Below are 22,177 nucleotides of genomic sequence, written 5' to 3'. Positions count from 1 at the left end.
GTCACGCGTCCTTCTGCTTGGTGCCGAAGATCTTGTCACCGGCATCGCCCAGCCCCGGGATGATGTAGCCATGCTCGTTCAGTTTTTGATCAATGGAAGCGGTGTAGATGATCACGTCCGGGTGAGCCTTCTCAACCGCAGCGATGCCTTCTGGCGCAGCGACCAGCACCATGGCGCGAATGTCCTTGCACCCGGCCTTTTTCAGCAGGTCGATGGTGGCAACCATCGAGCCGCCGGTGGCGAGCATCGGGTCGATGATCATGGCCAGGCGTTCGTCGATTTCCGGTACCAGTTTTTCCAGGTAGGTGTGGGCTTCGAGGGTTTCCTCGTTGCGGGCCACGCCCACGGCGCTGACTTTGGCGCCCGGGATCAGGCTGAGCACGCCTTCGAGCATGCCGATGCCGGCACGCAGGATCGGCACCACGGTGATTTTCTTGCCGGCGATTTTCTCGACCGATACGGTGCCGCACCAGCCTTCGATATCGTAGGCTTCCAGCGGCAGGTCTTTGGTCGCTTCATAGGTCAGCAGGGCGCCGACTTCCTGAGCGAGCTCACGGAAATTCTTCGTGCTGATGTCTGCGCGGCGCATAAGGCCAAGTTTATGACGGATCAGCGGGTGGCGGATCTCATTGATGGGCATGGGGAAAGGCTCCGGCGGCGGGCAAAAAAACCGGCCTAGATTAATCTATCCGAGGGTGTTGTCCTATAGACATACAGTACGTTAGTCCACAAAGGCTTGATCTGGCCTCGCTTGATGCGTACCTTTGCCGGCTTTTCCGAATCCGTCACCCCCTGGAGAGCGCCATGTCCGCTGATCTCGAGCATATCCGTCAAATCATGCGAGAGGCTGACTGCCTGTACACCGAAGCTGAAGTCGAGGCGGCCATCGCCCGCGTCGGTGCACAAATCAACGAGCAAATGGCCGACAGCAACCCGGTGGTGTTCTGTGTGATGAACGGCGGGCTGATTTTCTCCGGCAAGCTGCTGACCTATCTGCAGTTCCCGCTGGAAGCCTCCTACCTGCACGCCACCCGCTATCGCAACGAAACCAGCGGCGGCGACCTGTTCTGGAAAGCTAAGCCGGAAGTTTCCTTCATCGACCGTGATGTGCTGATCATCGACGACATCCTCGACGAAGGTCACACCCTGGGCGCGATCATCGACTTCTGCAAACACGCCGGCGCACGTAAAGTGCACACCGCCGTGCTGATCGACAAAGACCACGACCGCAAGGCCCGTCCTGACCTCAAGGCCGATTTCGTCGGTTTGCCGTGCATCGACCGCTACATCTTCGGTTACGGTATGGACTACAAAGGCTACTGGCGTAACGCCAACGGGATTTTCGCCGTTAAAGGAATGTAAGACATGGATACGCCGCGTTTTCTGGATCAGACCTTGTTCGCCGAGTTGGCCGGGAAAGCCGCGGCCAATCCTCGTGGGCGCCAGCATCACAATTTCCATCAGATGGAAGACGCTTGCCATCGCATGGCGGTGGGGCTGCAGCCGTCCACGTACATCCCGCCTCACCGGCATTTGGGCGACAACAAGGCTGAAACCCTGCTGGTCCTCAAGGGCCGGCTGGGCGTGTTGATCTTTGATGAGACCGGTACGGTACTCAGCAAGACTGTGCTTCAGGCAGGTGGCGACTGCGTTGGCGTGGACCTGCCAACCGGTGTGTTCCACGGTTTGGTGGTGCTGGAGGCCGACAGCCTGATGTTCGAATGCAAGGCCGGTCCTTATCGTCCGGTCGGTGAAGGTGAGCTGGCGCATTGGGCGCCGCGCGAAGGCGAGCCTGGTGTTGCCGAGTATCAGGCCTGGATGCGCGCGCAGTTCGACTGATCTTTGCCTCTGTGGGAGCGGGCTTGCTCGCGAATGCGGTGTGTCAGTTGCAGTGATGTGACTGACACTCCCTCTTCGCGAGCAAGCCCACTCCCACAGTGGTTTCTGTGCACTTGAACCACTTCCTTCAGCCCATGTTAGAGTGCTCGGCCCCGATTCCGGAGCCTGCCATGAGCCGTTCCATCCGCTGCTGTGCCGCCCTGTTGCTGACCCTCAGCCTGCCCCTTGCCGCCGCGCCGGCGCCCATGCACAGTCAATTCCTGCCACCGGACGATCTCACTCTGCGCGATGCTGATCCCGAACAGCAGCAACTGATGCAGGTCACCGATTATTCGGTAGTGGTCGGTGCTCAGCGCCAATCCAATCAACAGCCGATTCCGGTCACGTCGCCGTTGCTGATTCGTCTCAAGGGCAAATCGCTGAACAAGGGCGCTACCATCAGTCAGGTGCTGGTCAATTTCGATGGTGAAAGCAAAAGCCTGAAAAAGCCGGTATACGACGAGCCGAGCAAAACCCTGACGCTCTATTACCCGCTGGCGCAATACCGGGTGGTGATCGATTTGTTGCGCAACGATACGGTGTATTGCCAGTTTCTCAGCTACGCCAATGGCCATGTCTGGGCCGATCTGCACACCGGCAGCACTCGTCCGCGTTGAGCCCTGTGCCTGCGCGGGGGTAAACTGCCCGCCCCGTGTAATGTCTGCGAGCTGGAGTCGGCAATGCGTAAAGATAAAAAACAAGTGATTGGTGACGAGATCGGCGATGAGCAGATCAAGTTGTTCCTCGATTTCGAGCCGGTCGATGCGACTTCTCCGTCCCTGCACAAACTGGTCAAGGCCTACCGTGGCCTGCGTATCGACGATTTTGAGCGTTTCCTGACGTTCTTCGTCGAAGCGGGTTATGACGTGAATGGCAAGGATGAGCACGGCAATGACTTCGTTGCCCTGATCAAGGATCAGCGCAACGCGCCGGATTACATCGAGCTGATTGAAAAAGTTCGCGGCTGACTCCGGCTTCTGTGGCGAGGGAGCTTGCTCCCGCTTGAGTGCGCAGCACTCACAAAGTTTGCGGCGTTCACCGAGTTTTGGGGCCGCTTCGCAGCCCGGCGGGAGCAAGCTCCCTCGCCACAAAGAGTTTTTCACCGCCTATAAAAAACGCCCCGTTCTCGATGAGAACGGGGCGTTTTTCATGTTACCGAATCAAGCGTAGCTTTCGGTCTCGCTGCTGGCTTCAACCAGTTCCAGGGCAACGTTGTTCTGCGTGTTGATCTTGCGATACAACGCAGCGTCGGTTTCCAGAACCTTTTCACGGGCCGGGAAGATTTCGGCCAGTTTGGTAGCCCATTCGCCTTTGGCTTTGCCCGGGAAGCATTTCTCGATCAGTTCCAGCATGATCGAAACGGTTACCGAGGCACCAGGCGAAGCGCCGAGCAGTGCCGCCAGGGAACCGTCCTTGGCCGCGACCAGTTCGGTACCGAATTGCAGGATGCCGCCTTTTTTCGGGTCTTTCTTGATGATCTGCACCCGTTGGCCGGCCACTTCCAGGCGCCAGTCTTCGGCTTTCGCCTCAGGGTAGAAGCGACGCAGGGAATCCAGGCGCTGCTCCATCGACTGCATCACTTCGCTGACCAGGTACTTGGTCAGGTCCATGTTGTTTTTCGCCACCGCCAGCATCGGGCCGATGTTGCCGGCACGAACCGACATCGGCAGGTCCATGAAGGAACCGTGCTTGAGAAACTTGGTGGTGAAGCCGGCGTAAGGTCCGAACAGCAGGGATTTCTTGCCATCGACCACGCGGGTGTCCAGGTGCGGCACGGACATTGGCGGCGAACCTACGGCAGCCTGGCTGTACACCTTGGCCTGGTGGTGCTTGACCACTTCCGGGTTGTCGCAGCGCAGCCACTGGCCGCTGATCGGGAAGCCGCCGAAGCCTTTGCTTTCTTCGATGCCCGAGGCCTGCAACAGCGGCAGTGCCGCGCCGCCTGCGCCGAGGAAGACGAATTTGGCGTCGACTTCACGGGTGTTGCCGCTGTTGACGTCCTTGATGCTGACGGTCCAGCCGCCGTTGCTGCGCTTGAGGCCGGTCACGCGCTTGCAGTACTTGACCTGGGCATCCGGTGCGCTGGTCAGGTGCTTGAGCAACTGGTTGGTCAGGGCGCCGAAGTTGACGTCGGTGCCATTGATCACGCGGGTCGCGGCGAGGGTTTCGCCAGGATCGCGGCCAGGCATCATCAGCGGCATCCACTCGGCCATTTTGGCCTTGTCTTCGGTGTATTCCATGTCGGCGAAGGCATGGTGCTTGCTCAGCACCTTGAAGCGTTCCTTGAGGAAGGACACGCCGCTGTCGCCCTGCACGAAACTCAGGTGTGGCACCGGGCTGATAAACGATTTGCACGAGCCGAATGTGCCTTTTTTGGTCAGGTACGACCAGAACTGCTTCGACACCTCGAACTGGGTGTTGATGTGCACGGCTTTCTTGATGTCGACGGTGCCATCGGCTGCCTGCGGCGTGTAGTTGAGCTCACACAGCCCGGCGTGACCGGTACCGGCGTTGTTCCACGGGTTGGAACTCTCCGCGGCACCGGAATCCATCAGCTCGACGACTTCCAGCTTGATCGCGGGGTCGAGCTCTTTGAGCAGTACTGCAAGGGTGGCACTCATGATGCCGGCCCCAACCAGTACTACGTCGACTGCTTCGTTATGCGCCATTTAACGCGTCTCCAAAATCTGCAGCACCAAATTGTCGGCATGGCTGCCAGGCGTTCCGGGGCGTGTCAGTGTTGCCCCAGGTACTCATGGCAGGATCGCCATGTCCGAATCTTCGCAATTTATCGCAACTTCGACGGACGCTACCTGCCGGGCCTATGAGCCATATGAACTCATTTCAGCGCGCGGGAGGCAATTCGACTTATGGTCGATACATCCGTTTGTGCAACCAAATCCGTAGCGGACAGGCTTCAGGCTCCGGTGTTCGAGGAATACTCGGTCCTGTGTCGTTGGGCTGTTGTAGACGCTAATGGTGCATGTTCAGACGCAAAACTATTCATTTGCTCGCCACACTCTTGTGAAGTTGTGAAAACCCGTTTTTTTCACGCTCTTTTGAAGACGTGAACCTCAAAAAGGGCTGTCCCAGCCTGGCACCGTGCCCGGATGGATTGCCGCCATGGGATACAGGGCAGGCAAAACGGGCAAACAGCTCAGTGACCGAGCGTAATGACAGCTCTGCAGATTCGCGAAAAGTGGAGGTTTTGCTCAACAAAACAGCAAGCGCGCCAGCTTCACTCGATCTGTGTGGGCGGCTCTCTGTGGGCGGTGCGGGGTGTCAACACAAGCGCATTGACGATGCTGCGAGGCCCGATCAGGAGACGTCCTTATAATCGGGGGGAGATTGTATCTAAGAAACGCAGGGAAATGGTCGTGTTTAATGACTTTTATTAGGTGTTTGGTCAGGTCGTCATCATTTGCTGTGCACGCGAGCGTGGCTGATGCTGTTGCGAAACGACGCGGGCGCCGGCAGGCAGCGGCTGATTCAGCCAGTTCAGGCGGATCTCTTCGATTTCAACCCAGCCATCGCCCATGGGCTGGAGGCTGCACTGCTTGAAGGCCTGGCAGTGGCCGTTGCGGTCGAGCAGGGCGAAGCAGCGATGCAGCGGGCGTGGCGCGAACAGAGAGATCAGATGGCGCATGGTGGAGTACCTTGTTGGTTTTCTGAAGAAAACGATAATCGCAAGCCATTACGTGCAAGTGTATGAGCGGTGACATCTGTGTGACAAGAACTGCCTTCCGGGGGTTGTCAGAATTTCATCAATCACTGTGCGGTGCTGGTTCCCCGCAGTAACGCACCGCTATACTGCCGGCCTGTTTGTGCCTGATTCTGGAGAGAAGAGCATGTTGCAACGCCTGTTGTTCGGTTTGATCACTGTGACCAGTTTGACCCTGGTTGGCTGCGCCCACAGCCCGCAACAACTGAGCCCGGAACCCAAGCTGACCGCCCAGTTGGCCCCGGTCGGCCATGGCCAGCCCGTCGTGGTGCGTGTAGTGGACGGTCGTCCGTCGCCGACACTGGGCACCCGTGGTGGCCTGTATCCGGAGACCAGCGCGATTACCGTGCAGGGCGCGCAGATCCTGCCGAAGCTTCAGGCCCAGGCTGAAGCCGCCGTGCGTCTGTTGGGCTTTACCCCGACGAACAATGCCATGAATGCACCGCAACTGACCGTGACCCTGACAGAGTTGAAGTACCAGTCGCCCAAGGAAGGCCTGTACGTGACCGAAGCCACCATCGGCGCGACGTTCCGCTCGGACGTACAGAACGCCAACCGTCGCTACAGCGGCCGTTATGGTTCGTCCCTGGACCAGCGCTTCGGTATGGCGCCGAACCAGGAAACCAACACCAAACTGGTCAGCGATGTGCTCAGCGATGCATTGACCCGCCTGTTCAAGGACCCGACCGTGGGTCAGATTCTTGGCGAATAAAGCTCGCCGGATGTGAAAAAGCCCGGTGCCAGCAATGGCCCCGGGCTTTTTCATGAGCGTTGGGTTGAGTCAGATTCACACTGATCAAGTGTGGGAGCGGGCTTGCTCGCGAAAGCGGTGTGTCAGACAGCATTAATACTGACTGACACACCGCTTTCGCGAGCAAGCCCGCTCCCACAGGGGAATGGTTGTGTCAGGCCGCTTCTGAGTAGAAATCCAGCACACTCACACCGGTCAGTAAATCCGTTTCAGGCAAATCCGCATGGTGATGCCCGCCCAAGGCGCAATACACCAGCCAATGGCGGTCCTGAACGTTGAAGGCGAGGCTGCCGACGAGGGCTTGTTGTTCTTCGCTGGGGGTGATGAGGTAAAGACGATCCTGGTTTTCGGCGTGGAGCATGACGTGGTCCCTGTCGGTTTCGAGGCGCGCATGGTCGCCGATGCAGATGACGAAGCCGTGACTCAGGACAGCCATTGATCAATTGCTTCGTTATTTGTCGGAAACTGAGGGCAGGCGCGAATGCTTTCGGTAGAATCCGCGCCGCGGTCGCCGGTCCGGCACCAGCCACACCCGTTTTCCCCGAGGTTCGTGATGTCGCTGCACTTGATGACGCTGTTTACCGCCCATCCCGCCAAATTGATCAATCTGCTGGCCTTGCTCTTTGCCTTCCCGGGCGGCTGGTTGCTGCACGCCACCCGTCGTCGCGAGCTGCGCGCGATGGCCGGTTTGCAGGCGCAGCGCCAGAGTCGCCCCAATGTAGAACCCACGCTGGATTGGGCGACCTTGCGCATGAACCGGTTTTTCTACATCTTCGGCTTTGCCTGCATGGGCATGGCGTTGCTGGTGTCGTGGATCAGTACGCAGGTCTGAAGTCCAAGCGCATACCTTGTGGCGAGGGAGCTTGCTCCCGCTGGGCTGCGAAGCGGCCCCAAACCTGTAAGCAGTGTTTACCGCGTGCACTGTCTTTACGACTGCTACGCAGTCGAGCGGGAGCAAGCTCCCTCGCCACAGGTTATGTGGTGCACCGATACCAAAGCGGCGCCTCGAGGGCGCCGTTTTGGTATCTGGGCGAACCGCTTAAAGTGGTAAGCCAGCCTTCACCCGGTACTGATTGCGTACCGGCGTCGCATATTGCAGCACCAGGAATGGCCGATGCTCTTCCGGGCAGGCGTCCAGGCGGCGTTGCCATTCTTCCTGGGCCTTGGTCAGTTCTTCGACCGGGAACACGTCGGCGGCCTTCGGCACCTGCAACGCTGGATCAGCATCTTTCCACTGTGCGTAAGCCAGGTAGTGCACCGGGAACAAGCGGTATCCGCTGAGGATTTGCTTGTCCATCTCGACCGCCAATTGCTTGGTGTCTTCGAACAGTTCGGTGATCGGCGCGGCAAAGTTCACGTGCACCCGGCCCTTGTAGCCGGTGATGCCCTTGGCGATGCTCGCGTCATCCTCGCCCGGCACCTTGGTGTAGCTGCCGGTGGTGGCGCGGATGTAGAGCTCGCGGGCCTTGGCCTGATCGCACGGGTCGTATTCGTAGCTGATCGACACCGGTGTCAGGTTCAGCGACTGAATGACTTCGCCGAACGGCTCGTCCTTGCGGCTCATGTGGAACATCTTGAGGATCGCCGATTCGGTACGGTCGTCACCGTCCTTGGCACGGCCCTCGGCCTGGGCAATCCAGATCGAGGCGCAATCGTTGCGGATTGAGTGATTGATGTACGCTGACAGCAACTGGTACGCCGCCATTTTCTCCCGGCGACCGCTGATCGAACGGTGCACGATGAAGCTCTTGTTCAGGCGCATAAGGTCGCTGACGAAGGGCTTTTGCAACAGGTTGTCGCCAATCGCGATGCGCGGAGTCGGCAGGCCGGCGTGGTACACGGCGTAGTTGACGAAGGCCGGGTCCATCACGATGTCGCGATGGTTGGCGATGAACAGGTAGGCACTGCCGGACTTGAATTGCTCCACGCCGGTATAAGTGACACCGTCGGTGGCGCGCTCAATGGTATGGTCGACGTAATGCTCGACTTTGTCCTGCAGCGTGGCCACGGAGGTCACGCCGGCAAACTCACGGCGCAGCCGATGGGCTATAAAAGGTTTGAGTGCCCAGCCTAAAGCGCCGGCAAAACGCGGAAAGCTGAAGTGGGTGAGGATATCTAGAAACGCCTTGTCGCCGAGCAGTCGTGCCAGCACTGCCGGGACTTCACTGTCGTCGTAAGGTCGGATGGCATCGAATTCGCCCATCATGCTCTCTTGTTAGAAACGGCTAGGGTAAGTAAAGGTTTTGATCGAAAACCGGCGGGGCACGGTCTGAAAAAGTAGCCAGACAAAAATAGCCCTGCAAATAGACCGGCGATTATACGCACAAGTCACTTGGGAGACCGCGATGCTGGAAACTGCGCAGTATGAATGTCCGTATTGTGGTGAGGAAGTCGAGACGACGCTGGATTTGTCCGGTGGCGATCAGACCTACATTGAAGACTGCCAGGTGTGCTGCCGGCCGATAACCTTCGTGTTGCAGGTTCATGGAGAGGAATGGCATCTCGAAGTGTTCAGTGAAAACGAATGAGGGGCGTGTATGCAGCGCATCTACGATCCGGAAAACCTGATGGAAGGCGAGTTGCTGCAAGGCATGCTCGCCAGCGAGGGTATCGAGGCGCATCTGGTGGGCCGTGATTTGCTCGGTGGCAGCGGCGAGTTGCCGATCTATGGCCTGCTCGGGCTGTCGGTCGATAACGACCAGGCTGCATACGCCCGCGAGCTGATCACCGCGTACAATGCCGCGCTGCCGCTGTCCGGCGATGAACCGGAGAGCTTTCCCGGCACGCTGGTCTGTTAGGCTGGCGTTCGTTTGATCAAGAGCCGTGTTGCCCCATGTGTGGACGTTATGCCCTGTTTCGCTGGAATCCCGCCTTCGCGGCGCTGCCCGGTTTTCCCGCCGACCAGCAGGCGCAGTGGAACATTTCCCCCAATGATTCGGTGTTGATGCTGCGGGCCGGGCCTGACGGCCAACGCACGCTGGCCCGCGCCCGCTGGGGCCTGACGCCCCCATGGCTGACCGATCTGTCCCGCACCCCGGCCCATGCCCGTGCCGAAACCGTTGCCGAACAACCGATGTTCCGTGAAGCCCTGCGCTTGCGTCGTTGCCTGTTGCCGGCCAACGGTTTCTACGAATGGCGCGGTACGACGCGCAAGCGCCCGTACTGGCTGACACCGGGGGAGGGCTCGTCATTGTTTTTTGCGGCGATCTGGGAGGCGTATCCGGTACAGGAGCAGGTTTGGCTGAGTACCGCCGTAATTACCCAACCTGCGGCAAGCCAGCGGCGGCCGTTGATTCTTGATGAGGCGGGGCAGGCCGCGTGGCTGGATCCCGAGACGCCATTGCATGCTTTGCAAGCATTGCTTGCCAGCGAGCCTGCCGCGTTGCGCGAGCGAGTGTTGGCGAACATGGTGAATGATCCGAAGCTCAATGGGCCGGAGTGTCTGACGCCGGGTTGAGTTTTTGGGTGTCAGTGCTGGCCCCTTCGCGAGCAAGCCCGCTCCCACACTGGAACTCTGTTGTACACATATTCTGTGTTCACTGAAGATCAAATGTGGGAGCGGGCTTGCTCGCGAAGAGGGCCTGAAGGTCAAACCCTGAACTGATTGATCAACCGCCGCTGCTGTTCAGCCAGCTTGGTCAGATCCGCACTGGCCGCACTCGACTCATCCGCGCCGCCGGCCACTTCATTGGCCACCTGGCCGATATTGATCACGTTGCGGTTGATGTCGTCCGCCACCGCACTTTGCTCCTCGGCCGCGCTGGCAATCTGGGTGTTCATATCGTTGATCACCGACACCGCCTGAGTGATGGTTTCCAGCGCTTCGGCAGCTTTGGCCGCGTGCTGCACGCTTTCATCCGTGCGGTTCTGGCTGTCCTCCATGACCCGCACCACATCCCGCGTGCCTTGCTGCAGTTGCTGGATCATGGTCTGGATTTCTTCGGTGGCCTTTTGCGTTTTCTGCGCCAGGTTACGCACCTCGTCGGCCACCACGGCAAAACCTCGGCCCTGCTCGCCGGCACGGGCGGCTTCGATGGCCGCGTTCAGGGCCAACAGGTTGGTCTGCTCGGCGATCCCGCGAATGGCGGTGAGGATGGCGTTGATGTTTTCGCTGTCCTTGGCCAGGGTTTGCACCACGCCGACGGCCCGGCCGATCTCCACGGCGAGGGCGCCAATCGAGTTCGACGTGTCGCGCACGATCTGCATGCCCTGGCTGGCGGCCTGGTCGGCATGGCTGGCGGCTTGTGCAGCCTGGGTCGCGTTGCGCGCCACGTCCTGGGCGGTGGCGGTCATTTCCTGCACTGCGGTGGCCACTTGATCGATCTCGGCCATTTGTTTGTGTACGCCGGTGTTGGTGCGGATGGCGATGTCGGCAGTGTGTTCCGACGAATCGCTGACGCTCTGCACCGACGTCACCACCTGGGTGATCATCGCCTGCAACTTGGCCAGGAAGGTGTTGAAGCCTTTGGCGATCGAACCCAGTTCATCGGCGCGGTCGCTGGTCAGGCGCCGGGTCAGGTCACCTTCGCCCTGGGCGATATCGTCGAGCATGGCCACCATCTGCTTGAGCGGACGGGCGATGCCATGGCCCACCAGCCAGATCACCAGCAAACCGATACCGGCAATCACCAGGCCGACCATCGCCATGCCGAAGGTGTCGGATTTGCGCTGTGCGTTCAGGTCGGCCTGGAGTTTTTGCAGGTCGGCCATGACCGCATTCAGCGGCAATTGCAGCATCAGGGTCCAGCGGGCGTCGGTCTGGCCGATGCCGAAAGGCAGGTACAACTCGATCCGGCCCTGGGCCTTGTCGACGGTGTAGGTGACTTCGCCGCGCTTGAGGTTAGCCATGTTGGCAATCTGCTTGCTGTCGAGGATGTCGCTGACCTTCTCGCCGAATTTGCTCGGGTCCTTGGTGTAGGCGACGATCCGGCCATTGCCACCGATCAGGGCCATTTCACCTGCGCCGCTGTAGAGCTTCTGGTTGGCACCCAGGAGCATTTCCTGGATGAAGTTGACCGACAGGTCGGCGCCGACGATGCCCTGGAAGGTGCCATTGAGCATGATCGGTTCAATAAAGGAGGCGAGCATGACGATTTTGTCGCCCACCTTATAAGGCGCCGGATCGATCACGCAGGATTTTTTGGTTTCTTTCGAGCACAGGTAGTACTCGCTGGCGCGCACGCCGGTGGACAGGGTTTTCTGGTCGTCGACGTCCACCAGTTTGTCCAGGCCCAGGGTGCCATCGTCGTTACGGAACCACCAGGGCAGGAAGCGCCCGTTGCTGGCGTCGATGCCGACCACCTGGGTGCCGACGTAGGCCGCATCGTTGTGATCCAGTGCGTCTTTTTCCCAACCGATGTAGGTGCCGAGGATTTTCGGGTTCTTGACCACGTTTTCCTTGATCAGGCCGATCAATTGCTCGCGGCTGAGGCTCAGCGCAGGCTGGCCATCGGCACCCGGTGTGCCGATCAGGGCGTTGACCCGCACCAGTGCGCCGGCTATCAGCAGTGGTGCTTCGAGTTCACGCTGGATCTGGCTGACCTGGGTTTGCGCCAGGGACGTCAGGCGTTGTTCGATGACTTGCTCGAATTGTGCCTGGGTCCGTTCCTGGACCATGTCTTGCGTCCGCGCGCCGGAAAATAGCGCGTACACCACCAGCGCTGCCACGACACTAAGGACAATGGCGCCGGCAAGGGCCGCCACGGAAAACTGGATCGACTTGAATTTCATGGTGGCTCCGCACGCGAAAGGACGACTGCCCAGGTGTATCGGCAGGGTGTCGGGCGGGCATGAGCGCGGGTCGCTGAAATGATTGTTTTTGCGGGCCGGATGTCGCAAATGAATCAATGTGCGGCGTGATGGGCTGCGGCTCGTCCCGGATTGTGAATTTTTTCCTGCACCGGTGAGAGCTTTGTCCGAATTGTGCGTCTTACGTCCGTTGTATCTGGCGCCGATACATTTCCACGCCTAGGATACGCGGCATGTTTTCAGGGGTTTTTTTGATGAACAAGATTTTGGTTGTCAGTTCACTGAGCGCAGCGCTGCTGCTCGCCGGTTGCCAGTCGGTCAATACCACCAGCGGCGGTGCCGTGGGTATTGAGCGCAAGCAGTACATGTTTAGCATGTTGTCCTCGCAAGAGGTCGACCAGATGTACGCCCAGTCCTATCAGAAGACCGTGGGCGAAGCGTCCAGCAAAGGTGTGCTGGACAAGACCAGCAATGAAGCCCGGCGGGTTCAGGCAATTGCCGACCGGCTGATTGCCCAGGCACCGACGTTTCGTCCGGATGCGGCCCAGTGGAAGTGGGAAGTCAACCTGATCAAGAGCGATGAGCTCAACGCCAACTGCGGCCCTGGCGGCAAGATCATCTTTTACACCGGGCTGATCGACACCCTGAAACTGACCGATGATGAAATCGCCGCGATCATGGGTCATGAAATCGCCCACGCCTTGCGCGAGCACGGTCGTGAAGCGATGTCCAAGGCATACGGCATCGAAATGGCCAAGCAGGGCGCCGGTGCTTTGTTGGGATTGGGGCAGGACACCATGGCCCTGGCCGATACCGTGGCCAACTACGGCATGACCTTGCCCAACAGTCGCGCCAATGAAAACGAGGCGGACCTGATCGGCCTGGAACTGGCCGCCCGCGCCGGCTACAACCCGAATGCCGCCATCACCCTGTGGAACAAGATGAGCAAGGTCTCGGAGGGGGCGCCACCAGAGTTCATGAGCACTCACCCGGCATCGGCGAGTCGTATTGCGGCGTTGCAGGCGGCGATTCCGAAAGTCATGCCTTTGTACGAGCAGGCCAGGAAGTCCTGATTGCAATCAGCAAAAGCTGAAGGTTTTCAGCTTTTGTGGCGAGGGAGCTTGCTCCCGCCGGGTTGCGAAGCAACCCCCCATATCTGCATCCCCATTCCCTGAGAGAGAATGCGGATGCAGGGTTTGCGACTGCTGCGCAGCCGAGCGGGAGCAAGCTCCCTCGCCACAATGACTGCGTTACCTCGTCAAACCCACCCACTGCTCTGCATCGCCTTGTACACCGCCACAATCGCCAGGATGAAGAACGCCGACGCCGCCAGTCGACGGATCAGGGTCAATGGCAATTTGTCTGCGGCAAAGTTACCCGCCAGAACCACCGGTACGTTGGCAATCAGCATGCCGGCCGTGGTGCCGATGATCACCAGCCACAACTCCGGATATTGCGCAGCCAGCATCACGGTCGCGATCTGCGTCTTGTCGCCGATTTCCGCCAGGAAGAACGCGATCAGCGTGGTCAGGAACGGCCCGAACTTGCGGGCGGTGCTGGCTTCGTCGTCGTCCATCTTGTCCGGCACCAGGGTCCACAGTGCAGTCGCGGCGAAGCTTGCGGCGAGGATCCAGTGCAGCATCGTATCCGAGAAGAAACTGCCGACCCAGGCACCGACTGCACCGGCGGCCGCGTGGTTGGCCAGGGTCGCGGCGACGATACCGGCGATGATCGGCCAGGGCTTGCGGAATCGGGCAGCGAGAATGAGCGCGAGCAGTTGCGTCTTGTCGCCGATTTCGGCCAAGGCAACGATTGCGGTAGGTACGAGTAGTGAATCCAGCATCAGGGGTTTTCCTAAGGGGCGGGTCGACACGGCTATGACACGTACAGCCTTCCCGCCCCGGGTAAGGTGTGCGTGTCATAGGTCTTGTCAAACCCTGCGATCCAACTGATGTGGATGCTTGGGTCGCATGCGCCATGGTCTGAGGACCAAGTATGTTGACGCATGCCGGACGAGCGTGGCGCTCGTGGGAGACTACTCCCCTAGGACGGAGCGGATTCTGCCTAGGCAAAATCCTTTCGGCAAGCCTTCTTTTTCAAAGAAGTTTTAGCCGCGTTTGGCCCGGTAGATTCTGAAACCCTGCCCCTCTGCCTTGATCGCACACACGCCAAGATGCTCTTCGATCAGCGGTTGGTACTTCAGGAAACTATTCGCTACCAGGCGAAGTTCGCCACCGTTTTTCAGATGTTTCGCTGCTTTTCGCAGCAAGTTCTCTGTTGCGAAATAGTCGGTGTGCACACCGACATGGAACGGCGGATTGCTCAAAATCGCACTCAAACCCATCGGCGCGGCGTCGATTCCGTCACCGGTAATCACCTCGGCATCCAGACCATTGGCAGCCAGGGTCAGGCGACTACTGGCAGCGGCAAAGGCATCCACATCCAGCAATGTGACCTGGTTGTGCGGGTAACGACGTTTCACCGCTGCGCCCAACACCCCGGCGCCGCAACCGAAATCGAGCAAGTGACCGCCGGGCAGTTTGTCCAGGTGTTCCAGCAGCAGCGCGCTGCCGCGATCCAGACGACCATGGCTGAACACCCCCGGCAGGCTGATGACCTTCAACGGGCCTTCGGCCAGCGGCAGTTCGTAGGTCTGCGCCAGGCTTTCCAGCGGTTTGGCTTCAGGTGCGTTGGCCACGGTGACCAGCCAGAGCTGGCAGTGTCGCGCACTGTCGAGTTTGCGTGGCTTGCCGAACGGGTTGAGTTGCTTGGCGGCACCTTCGATGCCACTTTTTTTCTCGCCGACCAGGTACAGCTCGCGCCCGGCCAGCCGCGAGGCGAGGGCGTTGAGAATGTAATCGGTCAGGTCCTTGGCCTTGGGCAGAAAGACTACGGCGGTATCGAACCCGCGCTCCGGCGCGTTAACGCCAAAATGGCTGCGCTCGGCGAAGCGGGCGTCCAGCGCGGCCTGATCGCCGGCGTGCCAGCACCAGCCATGAGCCTCGGGCAGACGGCCCAGCAAGTCGTCGGCGGGTAAACCGGCCAACAGCACCGAACCCTGGAATAACTCGGCCTGACGAAGCAGTACTTCACTGCGCGGATCCATAACTGCTCCCGTGGAAAAAAGTGCCGCAGTTTATCAACTGACGACTCGCAGCGCCTTACCGCTGAAGTATCCCAGTGCGTTTTCGGTCAATTGACCGACGATCCGCTGGCGTGCTTCACGGCTGCCCCAGGCGTTGTGCGGGGTGACAATCAGGCGCGGAATATCCTGGGCCAGCAGCGGATTGCCATTGATGGGAGGTTCGACGCTCAGCACGTCAGTGGCGGCGCCGCCCAAATGCCCGTTGCGCAAGGCGTCGGCCAGCGCCTGTTCGTCGATCAGGCCGCCGCGGGCGGTGTTGACCACGAACGCTTCGGGTTTCATCGAGGCCAGTTCACGGGCACCGATGAAGTGGCGAGTGTGCTCGTTGAGCGGGCAGTGCAGGGTCAGGGCATCGACTTGCGGTAGCAGTTCATTCAGTGGCAGGCGGTCCGGCCGGGCGGGGCGTCCGGGAATTTGTCCCAGCAGAACGCGCATACCGAAGGCTTCTGCCAGCCGTGCGACCGCGCTGCCCAATTCGCCATGACCGAGCAGGCCAAGGGTTTTGCCTTCAAGTTCGACTATCGGGTAATCCAGCAAACAGAACTGTTTGGCCTGTTGCCAGCGGCCTGCGCCGACGGCCTTCTGATAATCGGCCAGGCGCGTGGCCAGGTTGAGCAGCAGCATGATCGTGTGCTGCGCCACTGATGGCGTGCCGTAGCCCTGGCAGTTGCATACGGTAATTCCGTGGGCGCGGGCGGCGGCGAGGTCGACGTTGTTGGTGCCGGTGGCGGTGATCAGGATCAGCTTGAGGTCAGGGCTGGCAGCCATGGCGGCGGCGTCGATCAGGATCTTGTTGCTGATGGCGACGGTGGCGCCCTTGAGGTGTTCGATGACTTGATCGGGCAAGGTCTGGGCGAACAGCTGCAAATCGCTGAAACAACTACGCAGCGGGCTGAGGTCAAGGTCGCCGAGGTCCAGGGACGGGTGGTCGAGGAAAACGGCGCGGCGAGTGTTCGTCATCAACTGTACCTTTTGTGCATTGAACTGAAGGCGTAATCTGCCGAGCCTACCAGATGAAATAAATAGATACGCAAAGCCTCGGTTATACCAAACCCGTGGCGAGGGAGCTTGCTCCCGCTGGGCTGCGGAGCGGCCCCAACCCAGGCAACCCGAGTTGTTCAACCATTACGTATTATCCGGTTTTGCGACTGCTACGCAGCCGAACGGGAGCAAGCTCCCTCGCCACAGAAACTGAGTTCGCTTCAGAATTTTTATTGATCAATCTGCCCCAAAGGAGCCCCCATGTACTGGACAGAGTTCTTGACCGTTGCCCTGATTCACCTGCTGGCCGTGGCCAGTCCCGGCCCGGACTTTGCCGTCGTGGTGCGTGAGAGTGTGACCCATGGTCGCCGCGCAGGCACCTGGACCGCGCTGGGTGTGGGTTCGGCGATTTTCCTGCACGTGGGTTATTCCCTGTTGGGGATCGGCCTGATCGTGTCCCAGTCGATTGTGCTGTTCAATGCCTTGAAATGGGCTGCCGCCGCTTACCTGCTGTACATCGGCTACAAGGCATTGCGCGCGCAACCGGCCAAGCCTGTGGTGGACGATCTGCACAAGGAAGCCGGCGAGCGCACGGCCCGTGGCGCCTTCACCTCGGGTTTCGTCACCAACGGTCTCAACCCGAAAGCCACACTGTTCTTCCTCTCGCTGTTCACCGTGGTCATCAACCCGCACACGCCATTGGCCGTACAGGCCGGTTACGGGGTTTACCTGGCGGCCGCGACAGCAGTCTGGTTCTGCCTGGTGGCGATGCTGTTCAGCCAGCAGCGCGTACGCGCCGGTTTTGCCCGTATGGGCCACTGGTTCGACCGGACCATGGGCGCGGTGCTGATTGCGATTGGCGTGAAGCTGGCGTTCACCGAGATGCATTGATCAGATACTTATTGCTGTAGGAGCGAGCTTGCTCGCGATGCTCGTCAACGATAACACTTGATATCTGACCCCCCGCGGTAATCCCGGGTTCATCGCGAGCAAGCTCGCTCCTACAGATGATCAAACCTCACGAATGCTGGCGCAATGCTAGCATCTGCGGGGTTCTGCAAATCATTCCTTTGGCTGATTTGGCTGGCGTTCAAGGGCACTACAGTGCGTACTTTCAGTCACGACCGTGCAGTCAGATTAAAGGGATTCTTATGTTGCAGACTCGCGTTATCCCCCCGGCCGAAGGCGCTTACCAATACCCGCTATTGATCAAACGGCTGCTGATGTCCGGTGCCCGTTATGAGAAAACCCGCGAGATCATCTACCGCGACAAGTTGCGCTACAGCTACCCGACCCTGATCGAACGGGTGGCCCGCCTGGCCAATGTGCTGATAGCGGCCGGGGTCAAGCCCGGGGATGCCGTGGGTGTGATGGACTGGGACAGCCATCGTTACCTGGAATGCATGTTCGCCATCCCGATGATCGGCGCCGTGATCCACACCATCAACGTGCGGTTGTCGCCGGAGCAGATCCTCTACACCATGAACCACGCCGAGGACCGCTTTGTGCTGGTCAACAGCGAGTTCGTCGGCCTCTACAAGGCAATCGAGGGGCAACTGACCACGGTCGAGAAAACCCTGCTGCTGACTGACCTGCCGGAAAAAACCGCGGAACTGCCGAACCTCGTCGGCGAATACGAACAACTGCTGGCAGCGGCGAGCCCGCAGTACGACTTCCAGGATTTTGACGAAAACTCGGTCGCGACCACGTTCTATACCACCGGCACGACGGGCAATCCCAAGGGCGTGTACTTCACCCATCGGCAACTGGTGCTGCACACCATGGGCGTGTCGACCATCATGGGCGCGATCGATAGCGTGCGCCTGCTGGGCACCAACGACGTGTACATGCCGATCACCCCGATGTTCCACGTCCACGCCTGGGGCTTGCCGTACGTGGCGACCATGCTCGGGCTCAAGCAGGTATATCCCGGCCGCTATGACCCGGAATACCTGGTGGAGTTGTGGCGCAAGGAGAAGGTCACGTTCTCCCATTGCGTGCCGACCATCCTGCAAATGGTCCTCAATGCCAAGGCCGCGCAGAACGTCGACTTCGGCGGCTGGAAAATCGTCATCGGCGGCAGTGCCCTGAACCGCACGCTGTACGAGGCGGCCAAGGCCAAAGGCATTCAGTTGACCGCGGCGTACGGCATGTCGGAAACCGGGCCGCTGGTGTCGTGCGCGCACCTCAACGACGAACTGATGGCCGGCACCGAAGACGAACGCACCACCTACCGGATCAAGGCCGGCGTGCCCGGGCCGCTGGTGGAGGCGGCGATTGTCGACACCGAGGGCAACTTCTTGCCCGCCGACGGCGAGACCCAGGGCGAACTGGTGTTGCGCGCGCCTTGGCTGACCGAGGGTTATTTCAACGAACCGCAGAAGGGCGCCGAGCTCTGGGCCGGAGGCTGGCTGCACACCGGTGACGTGGCGACCCTGGACAGCATGGGGGTGATCGACATTCGTGACCGCATCAAGGACGTGATCAAGACCGGTGGCGAGTGGATCTCCTCCCTGGACCTGGAAGACCTGATCAGCCGTCATGCGGCGGTACGCGAAGTAGCGGTGGTGGGGATCCCCGATCCGCAGTGGGGCGAGCGGCCGTTTGCCCTGCTGGTGCTCCGTGAGGGGCATGCGATTGGAGCCCGTGAACTCAAGGAACACCTCAAGCCGTTTGTGGAACTGGGGCACTTGAGCAAGTGGGCGATCCCGAGCCAGATCGCCCTTGTTACTGAAATTCCCAAGACCAGCGTCGGCAAACTCGACAAGAAGCGCATTCGTGTCGACATCACCGAATGGCAAGCCACCAACAGCACCTTTCTCTCGACGCTTTAAGCGCCTCTCGGCGTGCCCGAAAGGGCACGCCAGCCCCACCAAGCAAGCGCTTGGCTTGTCAAAACGAAATTTTCAGCCATCCTTGCCGGGCCGACGGGTGTCGGACTGGCGAAAGGACTGATCCAGAGTGGCTGGCAACTGCAAATCACACTTTAGAGGGATCAAGCACTACTACCTGCTGGCTATAGTCCGCTCAAGGATTTTTAAGAACGGGGCAACCGCACGAACCGGGGCGATGCAACTTTGGAATGACTTTGGGATGCCATGGCTCCCGGTTATCCACAGCGTTTTTAGAAGTGCTCACTGCCATAAAAATAAAATGCACATGGAGTAGGGTCGATGACATCAGTAAACCAGTTCTGGCGCCGGGCGAAACTGCCTCTGGCTGTCAGTCTTGCCTCTACGCTCGCCGGGCCAGCATTCGGCGTCAGTTTCAACGTTGGTGAAATCGAAGGTCAGTTCGACTCATCCCTGTCGATTGGTGCCAGTTGGTCTACTCAGCAGCCGAACAAGAACCTGATTGGTGTCAACAACGGCGGCAAGGGTCTGTCGCAGACCTCTGATGACGGTCACCTGAACTTCAAGAGCGGCGAAACCTTCTCGAAGATCTTCAAGGGCATCCATGACCTTGAACTGAAATATGGCGATACCGGTGTTTTCGTCCGTGGCAAATACTGGTACGACTTTGAACTGAAAGACGAAAGCCGTCCGTTCAAGGACATCAGTGACGACGGCCGCAAGGAAGGCGCCAAGTCCGCTGGCACTCAACTCCTCGACGCCTTCGTCTACCACAACTACTCCATCGCCGATCAGCCAGGCTCCGTGCGCCTGGGCAAACAGGTTGTGAGCTGGGGTGAAAGTACCTTCATCGGTGGCGGCATCAACTCGATCAACCCGATCGACGTGTCCGCGTTCCGTCGTCCGGGTGCCGAGATCAAGGAAGGCCTGATCCCGGTCAACATGTTCTATGTGTCCCAGAGCCTGACCGAAAACCTCTCGGCCGAAGCGTTCTATCAAATTGAATGGGACCAGACCGTCGTTGACAACTGCGGCACGTTCTTCTCCCAGCCAGACATCGTTGCCGACGGCTGCGACAACAACCTGCGCGTGCTGAACAAGCGTTCGCAAATTCCGGCCATTGCCCTGGGGCCTTTGGCCGCCAACGGCGTCGACGTCAACGAAGAAGGTGTTCTGGTGCGTCGTGGCCCGGATCGTGATGCCCGCGACAGCGGTCAGTGGGGCGCGTCCTTCAAGTACATGTTCGATCCGCTGGATACCGAGTTCGGCGCCTACTTCATGAACTACCACAGCCGTGCACCGATCTTCAGCGCCACCGGTGCGCCGCAATCGGTCTACAACACGGCCGCGGGGCTCCCAGGCCCGTTCGCGGCACTCGGGCCACTGCTGGTGGCAGGCAATTCGCAATACTTCATCGAATACCCCGAGGACATTCGCCTGTATGGCTTGAGCTTCTCCACCACCCTGCCTACCGGTACGGCGTGGAGCGGTGAGATCAGCTACCGTCCGAACGCTCCGGTGCAGCTCAACTCCACCGACATCCTGTTCGCCGGTGTGCGTCCTTTGGGCAATAACAACCCGAATAACCCGTTGACCAATGCATCGCTGCTGACCGGCGTACCGGGTCAAGACCTGCACGGGTATCGTCGCAAGGAAGTCACCCAGTTCCAGACCACCCTGACGCACTTCTTTGACCAGGTCATGGGCGCCAGCCGTCTGACCCTGGTGGGTGAAGTGGGCGTGACCCACGTTGGCGGCCTGGAAAGCACTTCCGACGTTCGTTATGGCCGCGATCCGGTCTACGGCCCGGGTGAATTGCCAGCCTCTGGCGCGCTTGATACCTGCGTGACGCTCAACACCAGCACCATCAACGGTGCCGGTCCGGGTACTCCGACCAACAACCGCAGCCGCAATTGCACCAACGAAGGCTTCACCACCCCGACTTCGTGGGGCTACCGCGGTCGTGCCATCTGGGAATACAACGACGTGTTTGCCGGTGTGAACCTCAAGCCGAACGTTGCCTGGTCCCATGACGTGAGCGGTTATTCCCCTGGCCCTGGCGGCAACTTCGAGGAGGGCCGCAAGGCGGTGAGCCTGGGTGTCGACGCCGAATACCAGAACACCTACACCGCGAGCCTGGCTTACACCAATTTCTTCGACGGCAAGTACACCACCGTGGATGACCGCGACTTCGTTGCGCTCAGCCTCGGCGTGAACTTCTAAGCACTGTATTTTCAGGACAAACACGCATATGAAAATAACAAAGAGTCTGTTCCACGCCGGTGTTCTGGGCCTTTCGCTGCTGGCGACCAGCGTCATCGCAGCGGTTCCCCAGGCTGAAGCCGACAAGCTCGGCAAGAGCCTGACCCCGATGGGCGCTGAAATGGCGGGTAACGCCGACGGTTCGATTCCGGCCTGGAAGCCGATGGCGAAGAACGCCGGTACGGTCGACAGCAAAGGCTTCCTGTCCGATCCGTACGCCAGCGAAAAGCCGCTGTTCACCATCACGGCGCAGAACGTCGACCAGTACAAGGCCAAGCTTGCCCCAGGCCAGTACGCGATGTTCAAGCGCTACCCGGAAACCTTCAAGATGTCGGTGTATCCGTCCCACCGCGGTGCCACCGTGCCGGATGACGTGTTCGCCGCCATCAAGCGCAACGCCACCAACACCAACCTGGTGTCCGGCGGTAACGGTCTGGAGAACTTCGAAACGGCGGTGCCGTTCCCGATTCCGAAAAGCGGCGTGGAAGTCATCTGGAACCACATCACCCGCTATCGCGGGGGCAGCGTGACTCGCCTGGTGACCCAGGCGACACCGCAACCGAATGGCTCATATAGCATGGTGTACTTCCAGGACCAGTTCGTGTTCCGCGACAAGATGAAGGATTACGACCCGAAAAACCCGGGCAACATCCTGTTCTACTTCAAGCAAAAAGTGACCGCGCCGGCGCGTCTGGCCGGTGGTGTACTGCTGGTGCACGAAACCCTCGACCAGGTGAAGGAACCGCGTTCGGCGTGGGTCTACAACGCCGGTCAGCGTCGTGTGCGTCGTGCCCCGCAAGTGTCGTATGACGGTCCGGGTACGGCTGGCGATGGCCTGC

General features: G+C 59.7%; 23 protein-coding genes, 1 pseudogene and 1 riboswitch. Of the genes and pseudogenes, 14 read left to right on the top strand and 10 right to left on the bottom strand.

Annotated features, from left to right (window positions below; translation table 11 throughout):
- Window position 1: 1 nt before the first annotated feature.
- The gene (upp, locus tag PMI28_RS27770; RefSeq protein ID WP_007981340.1) at window positions 2-640 is read right to left on the bottom strand and encodes a uracil phosphoribosyltransferase; all 639 of its coding nucleotides are present in this window, start codon (window positions 638-640) and stop codon (window positions 2-4) included.
- A gap of 164 nt (window positions 641-804) precedes the next feature.
- Here upp and PMI28_RS27775 point away from each other — a divergent pair, with 164 nt between their 5' ends.
- From PMI28_RS27775 to PMI28_RS27790, 4 genes are all read left to right on the top strand, one after another.
- Complete coding sequence (locus PMI28_RS27775; protein ID WP_007981338.1) at window positions 805-1,362, top strand: hypoxanthine-guanine phosphoribosyltransferase; 558 nt, start codon at window positions 805-807, stop codon at window positions 1,360-1,362.
- A gap of 3 nt (window positions 1,363-1,365) precedes the next feature.
- On the top strand, window positions 1,366-1,839 hold the full coding sequence (locus tag PMI28_RS27780) for a WbuC family cupin fold metalloprotein (protein WP_007981336.1): 474 nt from the start codon (window positions 1,366-1,368) through the stop codon (window positions 1,837-1,839).
- A 170-nt stretch (window positions 1,840-2,009) separates the two neighbouring features.
- Entirely contained in the window at window positions 2,010-2,495 is a 486-nt protein-coding gene (locus PMI28_RS27785) for a hypothetical protein (RefSeq protein ID WP_007981334.1), read from the top strand.
- Between the two features lie 63 nt (window positions 2,496-2,558).
- Window positions 2,559-2,846, top strand: coding sequence for a PA4642 family protein (locus tag PMI28_RS27790; RefSeq protein ID WP_007973850.1), 288 nt, complete (start codon window positions 2,559-2,561; stop codon window positions 2,844-2,846).
- 192 nt (window positions 2,847-3,038) lie between these two features.
- On the opposite strand, the gene mqo is transcribed toward PMI28_RS27790, so the two are convergent.
- Together mqo and PMI28_RS27800 are read right to left on the bottom strand one after the other, a co-directional pair.
- On the bottom strand, window positions 3,039-4,547 hold the full coding sequence (gene mqo, locus PMI28_RS27795) for a malate dehydrogenase (quinone) (RefSeq protein ID WP_007981331.1): 1,509 nt from the start codon (window positions 4,545-4,547) through the stop codon (window positions 3,039-3,041).
- A 737-nt stretch (window positions 4,548-5,284) separates the two neighbouring features.
- Window positions 5,285-5,524 (bottom strand): hypothetical protein, encoded by a 240-nt coding sequence (locus PMI28_RS27800; RefSeq protein ID WP_007981329.1) that lies wholly within the window; start codon window positions 5,522-5,524, stop codon window positions 5,285-5,287.
- A 202-nt stretch (window positions 5,525-5,726) separates the two neighbouring features.
- Between PMI28_RS27800 and PMI28_RS27805 the strand changes: the two genes are divergently transcribed.
- A complete protein-coding gene (locus PMI28_RS27805; protein WP_007981326.1) occupies window positions 5,727-6,311 on the top strand; it encodes a YajG family lipoprotein in 585 nt (194 codons plus the stop codon).
- Window positions 6,312-6,504: 193 nt separating this feature from the next.
- Here the strand turns inward: PMI28_RS27805 and PMI28_RS0128190 are convergent, their stop codons facing one another.
- Window positions 6,505-6,711 carry a hypothetical protein gene (locus PMI28_RS0128190; protein ID WP_033063016.1) on the bottom strand — a complete coding sequence of 69 codons (207 nt, stop codon included), beginning with the start codon at window positions 6,709-6,711 and terminating at the stop codon, window positions 6,505-6,507.
- 192 nt (window positions 6,712-6,903) lie between these two features.
- Between PMI28_RS0128190 and PMI28_RS27810 the strand changes: the two genes are divergently transcribed.
- The gene (locus PMI28_RS27810) at window positions 6,904-7,182 is read left to right on the top strand and encodes a hypothetical protein (protein WP_007981322.1); all 279 of its coding nucleotides are present in this window, start codon (window positions 6,904-6,906) and stop codon (window positions 7,180-7,182) included.
- 207 nt (window positions 7,183-7,389) lie between these two features.
- On the opposite strand, the gene PMI28_RS27815 is transcribed toward PMI28_RS27810, so the two are convergent.
- Window positions 7,390-8,553, bottom strand: coding sequence for a 1-acyl-sn-glycerol-3-phosphate acyltransferase (locus PMI28_RS27815; protein WP_007981320.1), 1,164 nt, complete (start codon window positions 8,551-8,553; stop codon window positions 7,390-7,392).
- Between the two features lie 142 nt (window positions 8,554-8,695).
- On the opposite strand from PMI28_RS27815, the gene PMI28_RS27820 reads away from it, so the two are divergent.
- From PMI28_RS27820 to PMI28_RS27830, 3 genes are read left to right on the top strand one after another with little or no spacing between them, the layout of a single operon-like run.
- Complete coding sequence (locus PMI28_RS27820) at window positions 8,696-8,878, top strand: CPXCG motif-containing cysteine-rich protein (protein ID WP_007981317.1); 183 nt, start codon at window positions 8,696-8,698, stop codon at window positions 8,876-8,878.
- 9 nt (window positions 8,879-8,887) lie between these two features.
- Window positions 8,888-9,148 carry a putative signal transducing protein gene (locus PMI28_RS27825; protein WP_007981315.1) on the top strand — a complete coding sequence of 87 codons (261 nt, stop codon included), beginning with the start codon at window positions 8,888-8,890 and terminating at the stop codon, window positions 9,146-9,148.
- Window positions 9,149-9,183: 35 nt separating this feature from the next.
- On the top strand, window positions 9,184-9,807 hold the full coding sequence (locus PMI28_RS27830; RefSeq protein WP_007981312.1) for an SOS response-associated peptidase: 624 nt from the start codon (window positions 9,184-9,186) through the stop codon (window positions 9,805-9,807).
- Window positions 9,808-9,938: 131 nt separating this feature from the next.
- Here the strand turns inward: PMI28_RS27830 and PMI28_RS31515 are convergent, their stop codons facing one another.
- Both PMI28_RS31515 and PMI28_RS31510 read right to left on the bottom strand, forming a co-directional pair.
- Window positions 9,939-10,682 (bottom strand): methyl-accepting chemotaxis protein, encoded by a 744-nt coding sequence (locus PMI28_RS31515; RefSeq protein ID WP_413787378.1) that lies wholly within the window; start codon window positions 10,680-10,682, stop codon window positions 9,939-9,941.
- Window positions 10,683-10,793: 111 nt separating this feature from the next.
- Window positions 10,794-10,991: pseudogene (locus PMI28_RS31510) on the bottom strand (HAMP domain-containing protein); the annotation flags it as partial.
- Window positions 10,992-12,352: 1,361 nt separating this feature from the next.
- Between PMI28_RS31510 and PMI28_RS27840 the strand changes: the two are divergent.
- Window positions 12,353-13,171, top strand: coding sequence for a M48 family metallopeptidase (locus PMI28_RS27840; protein ID WP_033063015.1), 819 nt, complete (start codon window positions 12,353-12,355; stop codon window positions 13,169-13,171).
- Between the two features lie 185 nt (window positions 13,172-13,356).
- Here the strand turns inward: PMI28_RS27840 and PMI28_RS27845 are convergent, their stop codons facing one another.
- The 3 genes from PMI28_RS27845 to PMI28_RS27855 form a co-directional block, all read right to left on the bottom strand.
- Complete coding sequence (locus PMI28_RS27845) at window positions 13,357-13,941, bottom strand: TMEM165/GDT1 family protein (protein ID WP_007972537.1); 585 nt, start codon at window positions 13,939-13,941, stop codon at window positions 13,357-13,359.
- 89 nt (window positions 13,942-14,030) lie between these two features.
- A riboswitch (yybP-ykoY riboswitch) is annotated at window positions 14,031-14,155 on the bottom strand.
- 50 nt (window positions 14,156-14,205) lie between these two features.
- Window positions 14,206-15,204 carry a class I SAM-dependent methyltransferase gene (locus PMI28_RS27850; RefSeq protein WP_007981306.1) on the bottom strand — a complete coding sequence of 333 codons (999 nt, stop codon included), beginning with the start codon at window positions 15,202-15,204 and terminating at the stop codon, window positions 14,206-14,208.
- 33 nt (window positions 15,205-15,237) lie between these two features.
- Window positions 15,238-16,203, bottom strand: coding sequence for a 2-hydroxyacid dehydrogenase (locus PMI28_RS27855; protein WP_007981304.1), 966 nt, complete (start codon window positions 16,201-16,203; stop codon window positions 15,238-15,240).
- 282 nt (window positions 16,204-16,485) lie between these two features.
- On the opposite strand from PMI28_RS27855, the gene PMI28_RS27860 reads away from it, so the two are divergent.
- The 4 genes from PMI28_RS27860 to PMI28_RS27875 form a co-directional block, all read left to right on the top strand.
- Window positions 16,486-17,115 carry a LysE family translocator gene (locus PMI28_RS27860; RefSeq protein ID WP_007981302.1) on the top strand — a complete coding sequence of 210 codons (630 nt, stop codon included), beginning with the start codon at window positions 16,486-16,488 and terminating at the stop codon, window positions 17,113-17,115.
- Between the two features lie 260 nt (window positions 17,116-17,375).
- Window positions 17,376-19,058 carry a fatty acid--CoA ligase gene (locus PMI28_RS27865; RefSeq protein ID WP_007981300.1) on the top strand — a complete coding sequence of 561 codons (1,683 nt, stop codon included), beginning with the start codon at window positions 17,376-17,378 and terminating at the stop codon, window positions 19,056-19,058.
- A gap of 339 nt (window positions 19,059-19,397) precedes the next feature.
- Window positions 19,398-21,299 (top strand): DUF1302 domain-containing protein, encoded by a 1,902-nt coding sequence (locus PMI28_RS27870; protein ID WP_007981298.1) that lies wholly within the window; start codon window positions 19,398-19,400, stop codon window positions 21,297-21,299.
- A gap of 28 nt (window positions 21,300-21,327) precedes the next feature.
- The coding region (locus tag PMI28_RS27875; RefSeq protein WP_007981296.1) for a DUF1329 domain-containing protein at window positions 21,328-22,177 on the top strand (850 nt) is incomplete at its 3' end.

The sequence above is a fragment of the Pseudomonas sp. GM48 genome (assembly GCF_000282335.1).
In the GTDB taxonomy this organism is placed as follows: Bacteria; Pseudomonadota; Gammaproteobacteria; order Pseudomonadales; family Pseudomonadaceae; genus Aquipseudomonas.
The sequence above is the reverse complement of the archived record's forward strand: the minus strand, read 5'-3'. Positions and strand labels throughout refer to the sequence as shown.

Excerpts from the sequence above, each read along its gene's own strand:
- upp (WP_007981340.1), bottom strand. The coding sequence starts at position 640 with ATGCCCATCAATGAGATCCGCCACCCGCTGATCCGTCATAAACTTGGC.
- PMI28_RS27775 (WP_007981338.1), top strand. The coding sequence starts at position 805 with ATGTCCGCTGATCTCGAGCATATCCGTCAAATCATGCGAGAGGCTGAC.
- PMI28_RS27780 (WP_007981336.1), top strand. The coding sequence starts at position 1,366 with ATGGATACGCCGCGTTTTCTGGATCAGACCTTGTTCGCCGAGTTGGCC.
- PMI28_RS27785 (WP_007981334.1), top strand. The coding sequence starts at position 2,010 with ATGAGCCGTTCCATCCGCTGCTGTGCCGCCCTGTTGCTGACCCTCAGC.
- PMI28_RS27790 (WP_007973850.1), top strand. The coding sequence starts at position 2,559 with ATGCGTAAAGATAAAAAACAAGTGATTGGTGACGAGATCGGCGATGAG.
- mqo (WP_007981331.1), bottom strand. The coding sequence starts at position 4,547 with ATGGCGCATAACGAAGCAGTCGACGTAGTACTGGTTGGGGCCGGCATC.
- PMI28_RS27800 (WP_007981329.1), bottom strand. The coding sequence starts at position 5,524 with ATGCGCCATCTGATCTCTCTGTTCGCGCCACGCCCGCTGCATCGCTGC.
- PMI28_RS27805 (WP_007981326.1), top strand. The coding sequence starts at position 5,727 with ATGTTGCAACGCCTGTTGTTCGGTTTGATCACTGTGACCAGTTTGACC.
- PMI28_RS0128190 (WP_033063016.1), bottom strand. The coding sequence starts at position 6,711 with ATGCTCCACGCCGAAAACCAGGATCGTCTTTACCTCATCACCCCCAGC.
- PMI28_RS27810 (WP_007981322.1), top strand. The coding sequence starts at position 6,904 with ATGTCGCTGCACTTGATGACGCTGTTTACCGCCCATCCCGCCAAATTG.
- PMI28_RS27815 (WP_007981320.1), bottom strand. The coding sequence starts at position 8,553 with ATGGGCGAATTCGATGCCATCCGACCTTACGACGACAGTGAAGTCCCG.
- PMI28_RS27820 (WP_007981317.1), top strand. The coding sequence starts at position 8,696 with ATGCTGGAAACTGCGCAGTATGAATGTCCGTATTGTGGTGAGGAAGTC.
- PMI28_RS27825 (WP_007981315.1), top strand. The coding sequence starts at position 8,888 with ATGCAGCGCATCTACGATCCGGAAAACCTGATGGAAGGCGAGTTGCTG.
- PMI28_RS27830 (WP_007981312.1), top strand. The coding sequence starts at position 9,184 with ATGTGTGGACGTTATGCCCTGTTTCGCTGGAATCCCGCCTTCGCGGCG.
- PMI28_RS31515 (WP_413787378.1), bottom strand. The coding sequence starts at position 10,682 with ATGGCCGAGATCGATCAAGTGGCCACCGCAGTGCAGGAAATGACCGCC.
- PMI28_RS27840 (WP_033063015.1), top strand. The coding sequence starts at position 12,353 with ATGAACAAGATTTTGGTTGTCAGTTCACTGAGCGCAGCGCTGCTGCTC.
- PMI28_RS27845 (WP_007972537.1), bottom strand. The coding sequence starts at position 13,941 with ATGCTGGATTCACTACTCGTACCTACCGCAATCGTTGCCTTGGCCGAA.
- PMI28_RS27850 (WP_007981306.1), bottom strand. The coding sequence starts at position 15,204 with ATGGATCCGCGCAGTGAAGTACTGCTTCGTCAGGCCGAGTTATTCCAG.
- PMI28_RS27855 (WP_007981304.1), bottom strand. The coding sequence starts at position 16,203 with ATGACGAACACTCGCCGCGCCGTTTTCCTCGACCACCCGTCCCTGGAC.
- PMI28_RS27860 (WP_007981302.1), top strand. The coding sequence starts at position 16,486 with ATGTACTGGACAGAGTTCTTGACCGTTGCCCTGATTCACCTGCTGGCC.
- PMI28_RS27865 (WP_007981300.1), top strand. The coding sequence starts at position 17,376 with ATGTTGCAGACTCGCGTTATCCCCCCGGCCGAAGGCGCTTACCAATAC.
- PMI28_RS27870 (WP_007981298.1), top strand. The coding sequence starts at position 19,398 with ATGACATCAGTAAACCAGTTCTGGCGCCGGGCGAAACTGCCTCTGGCT.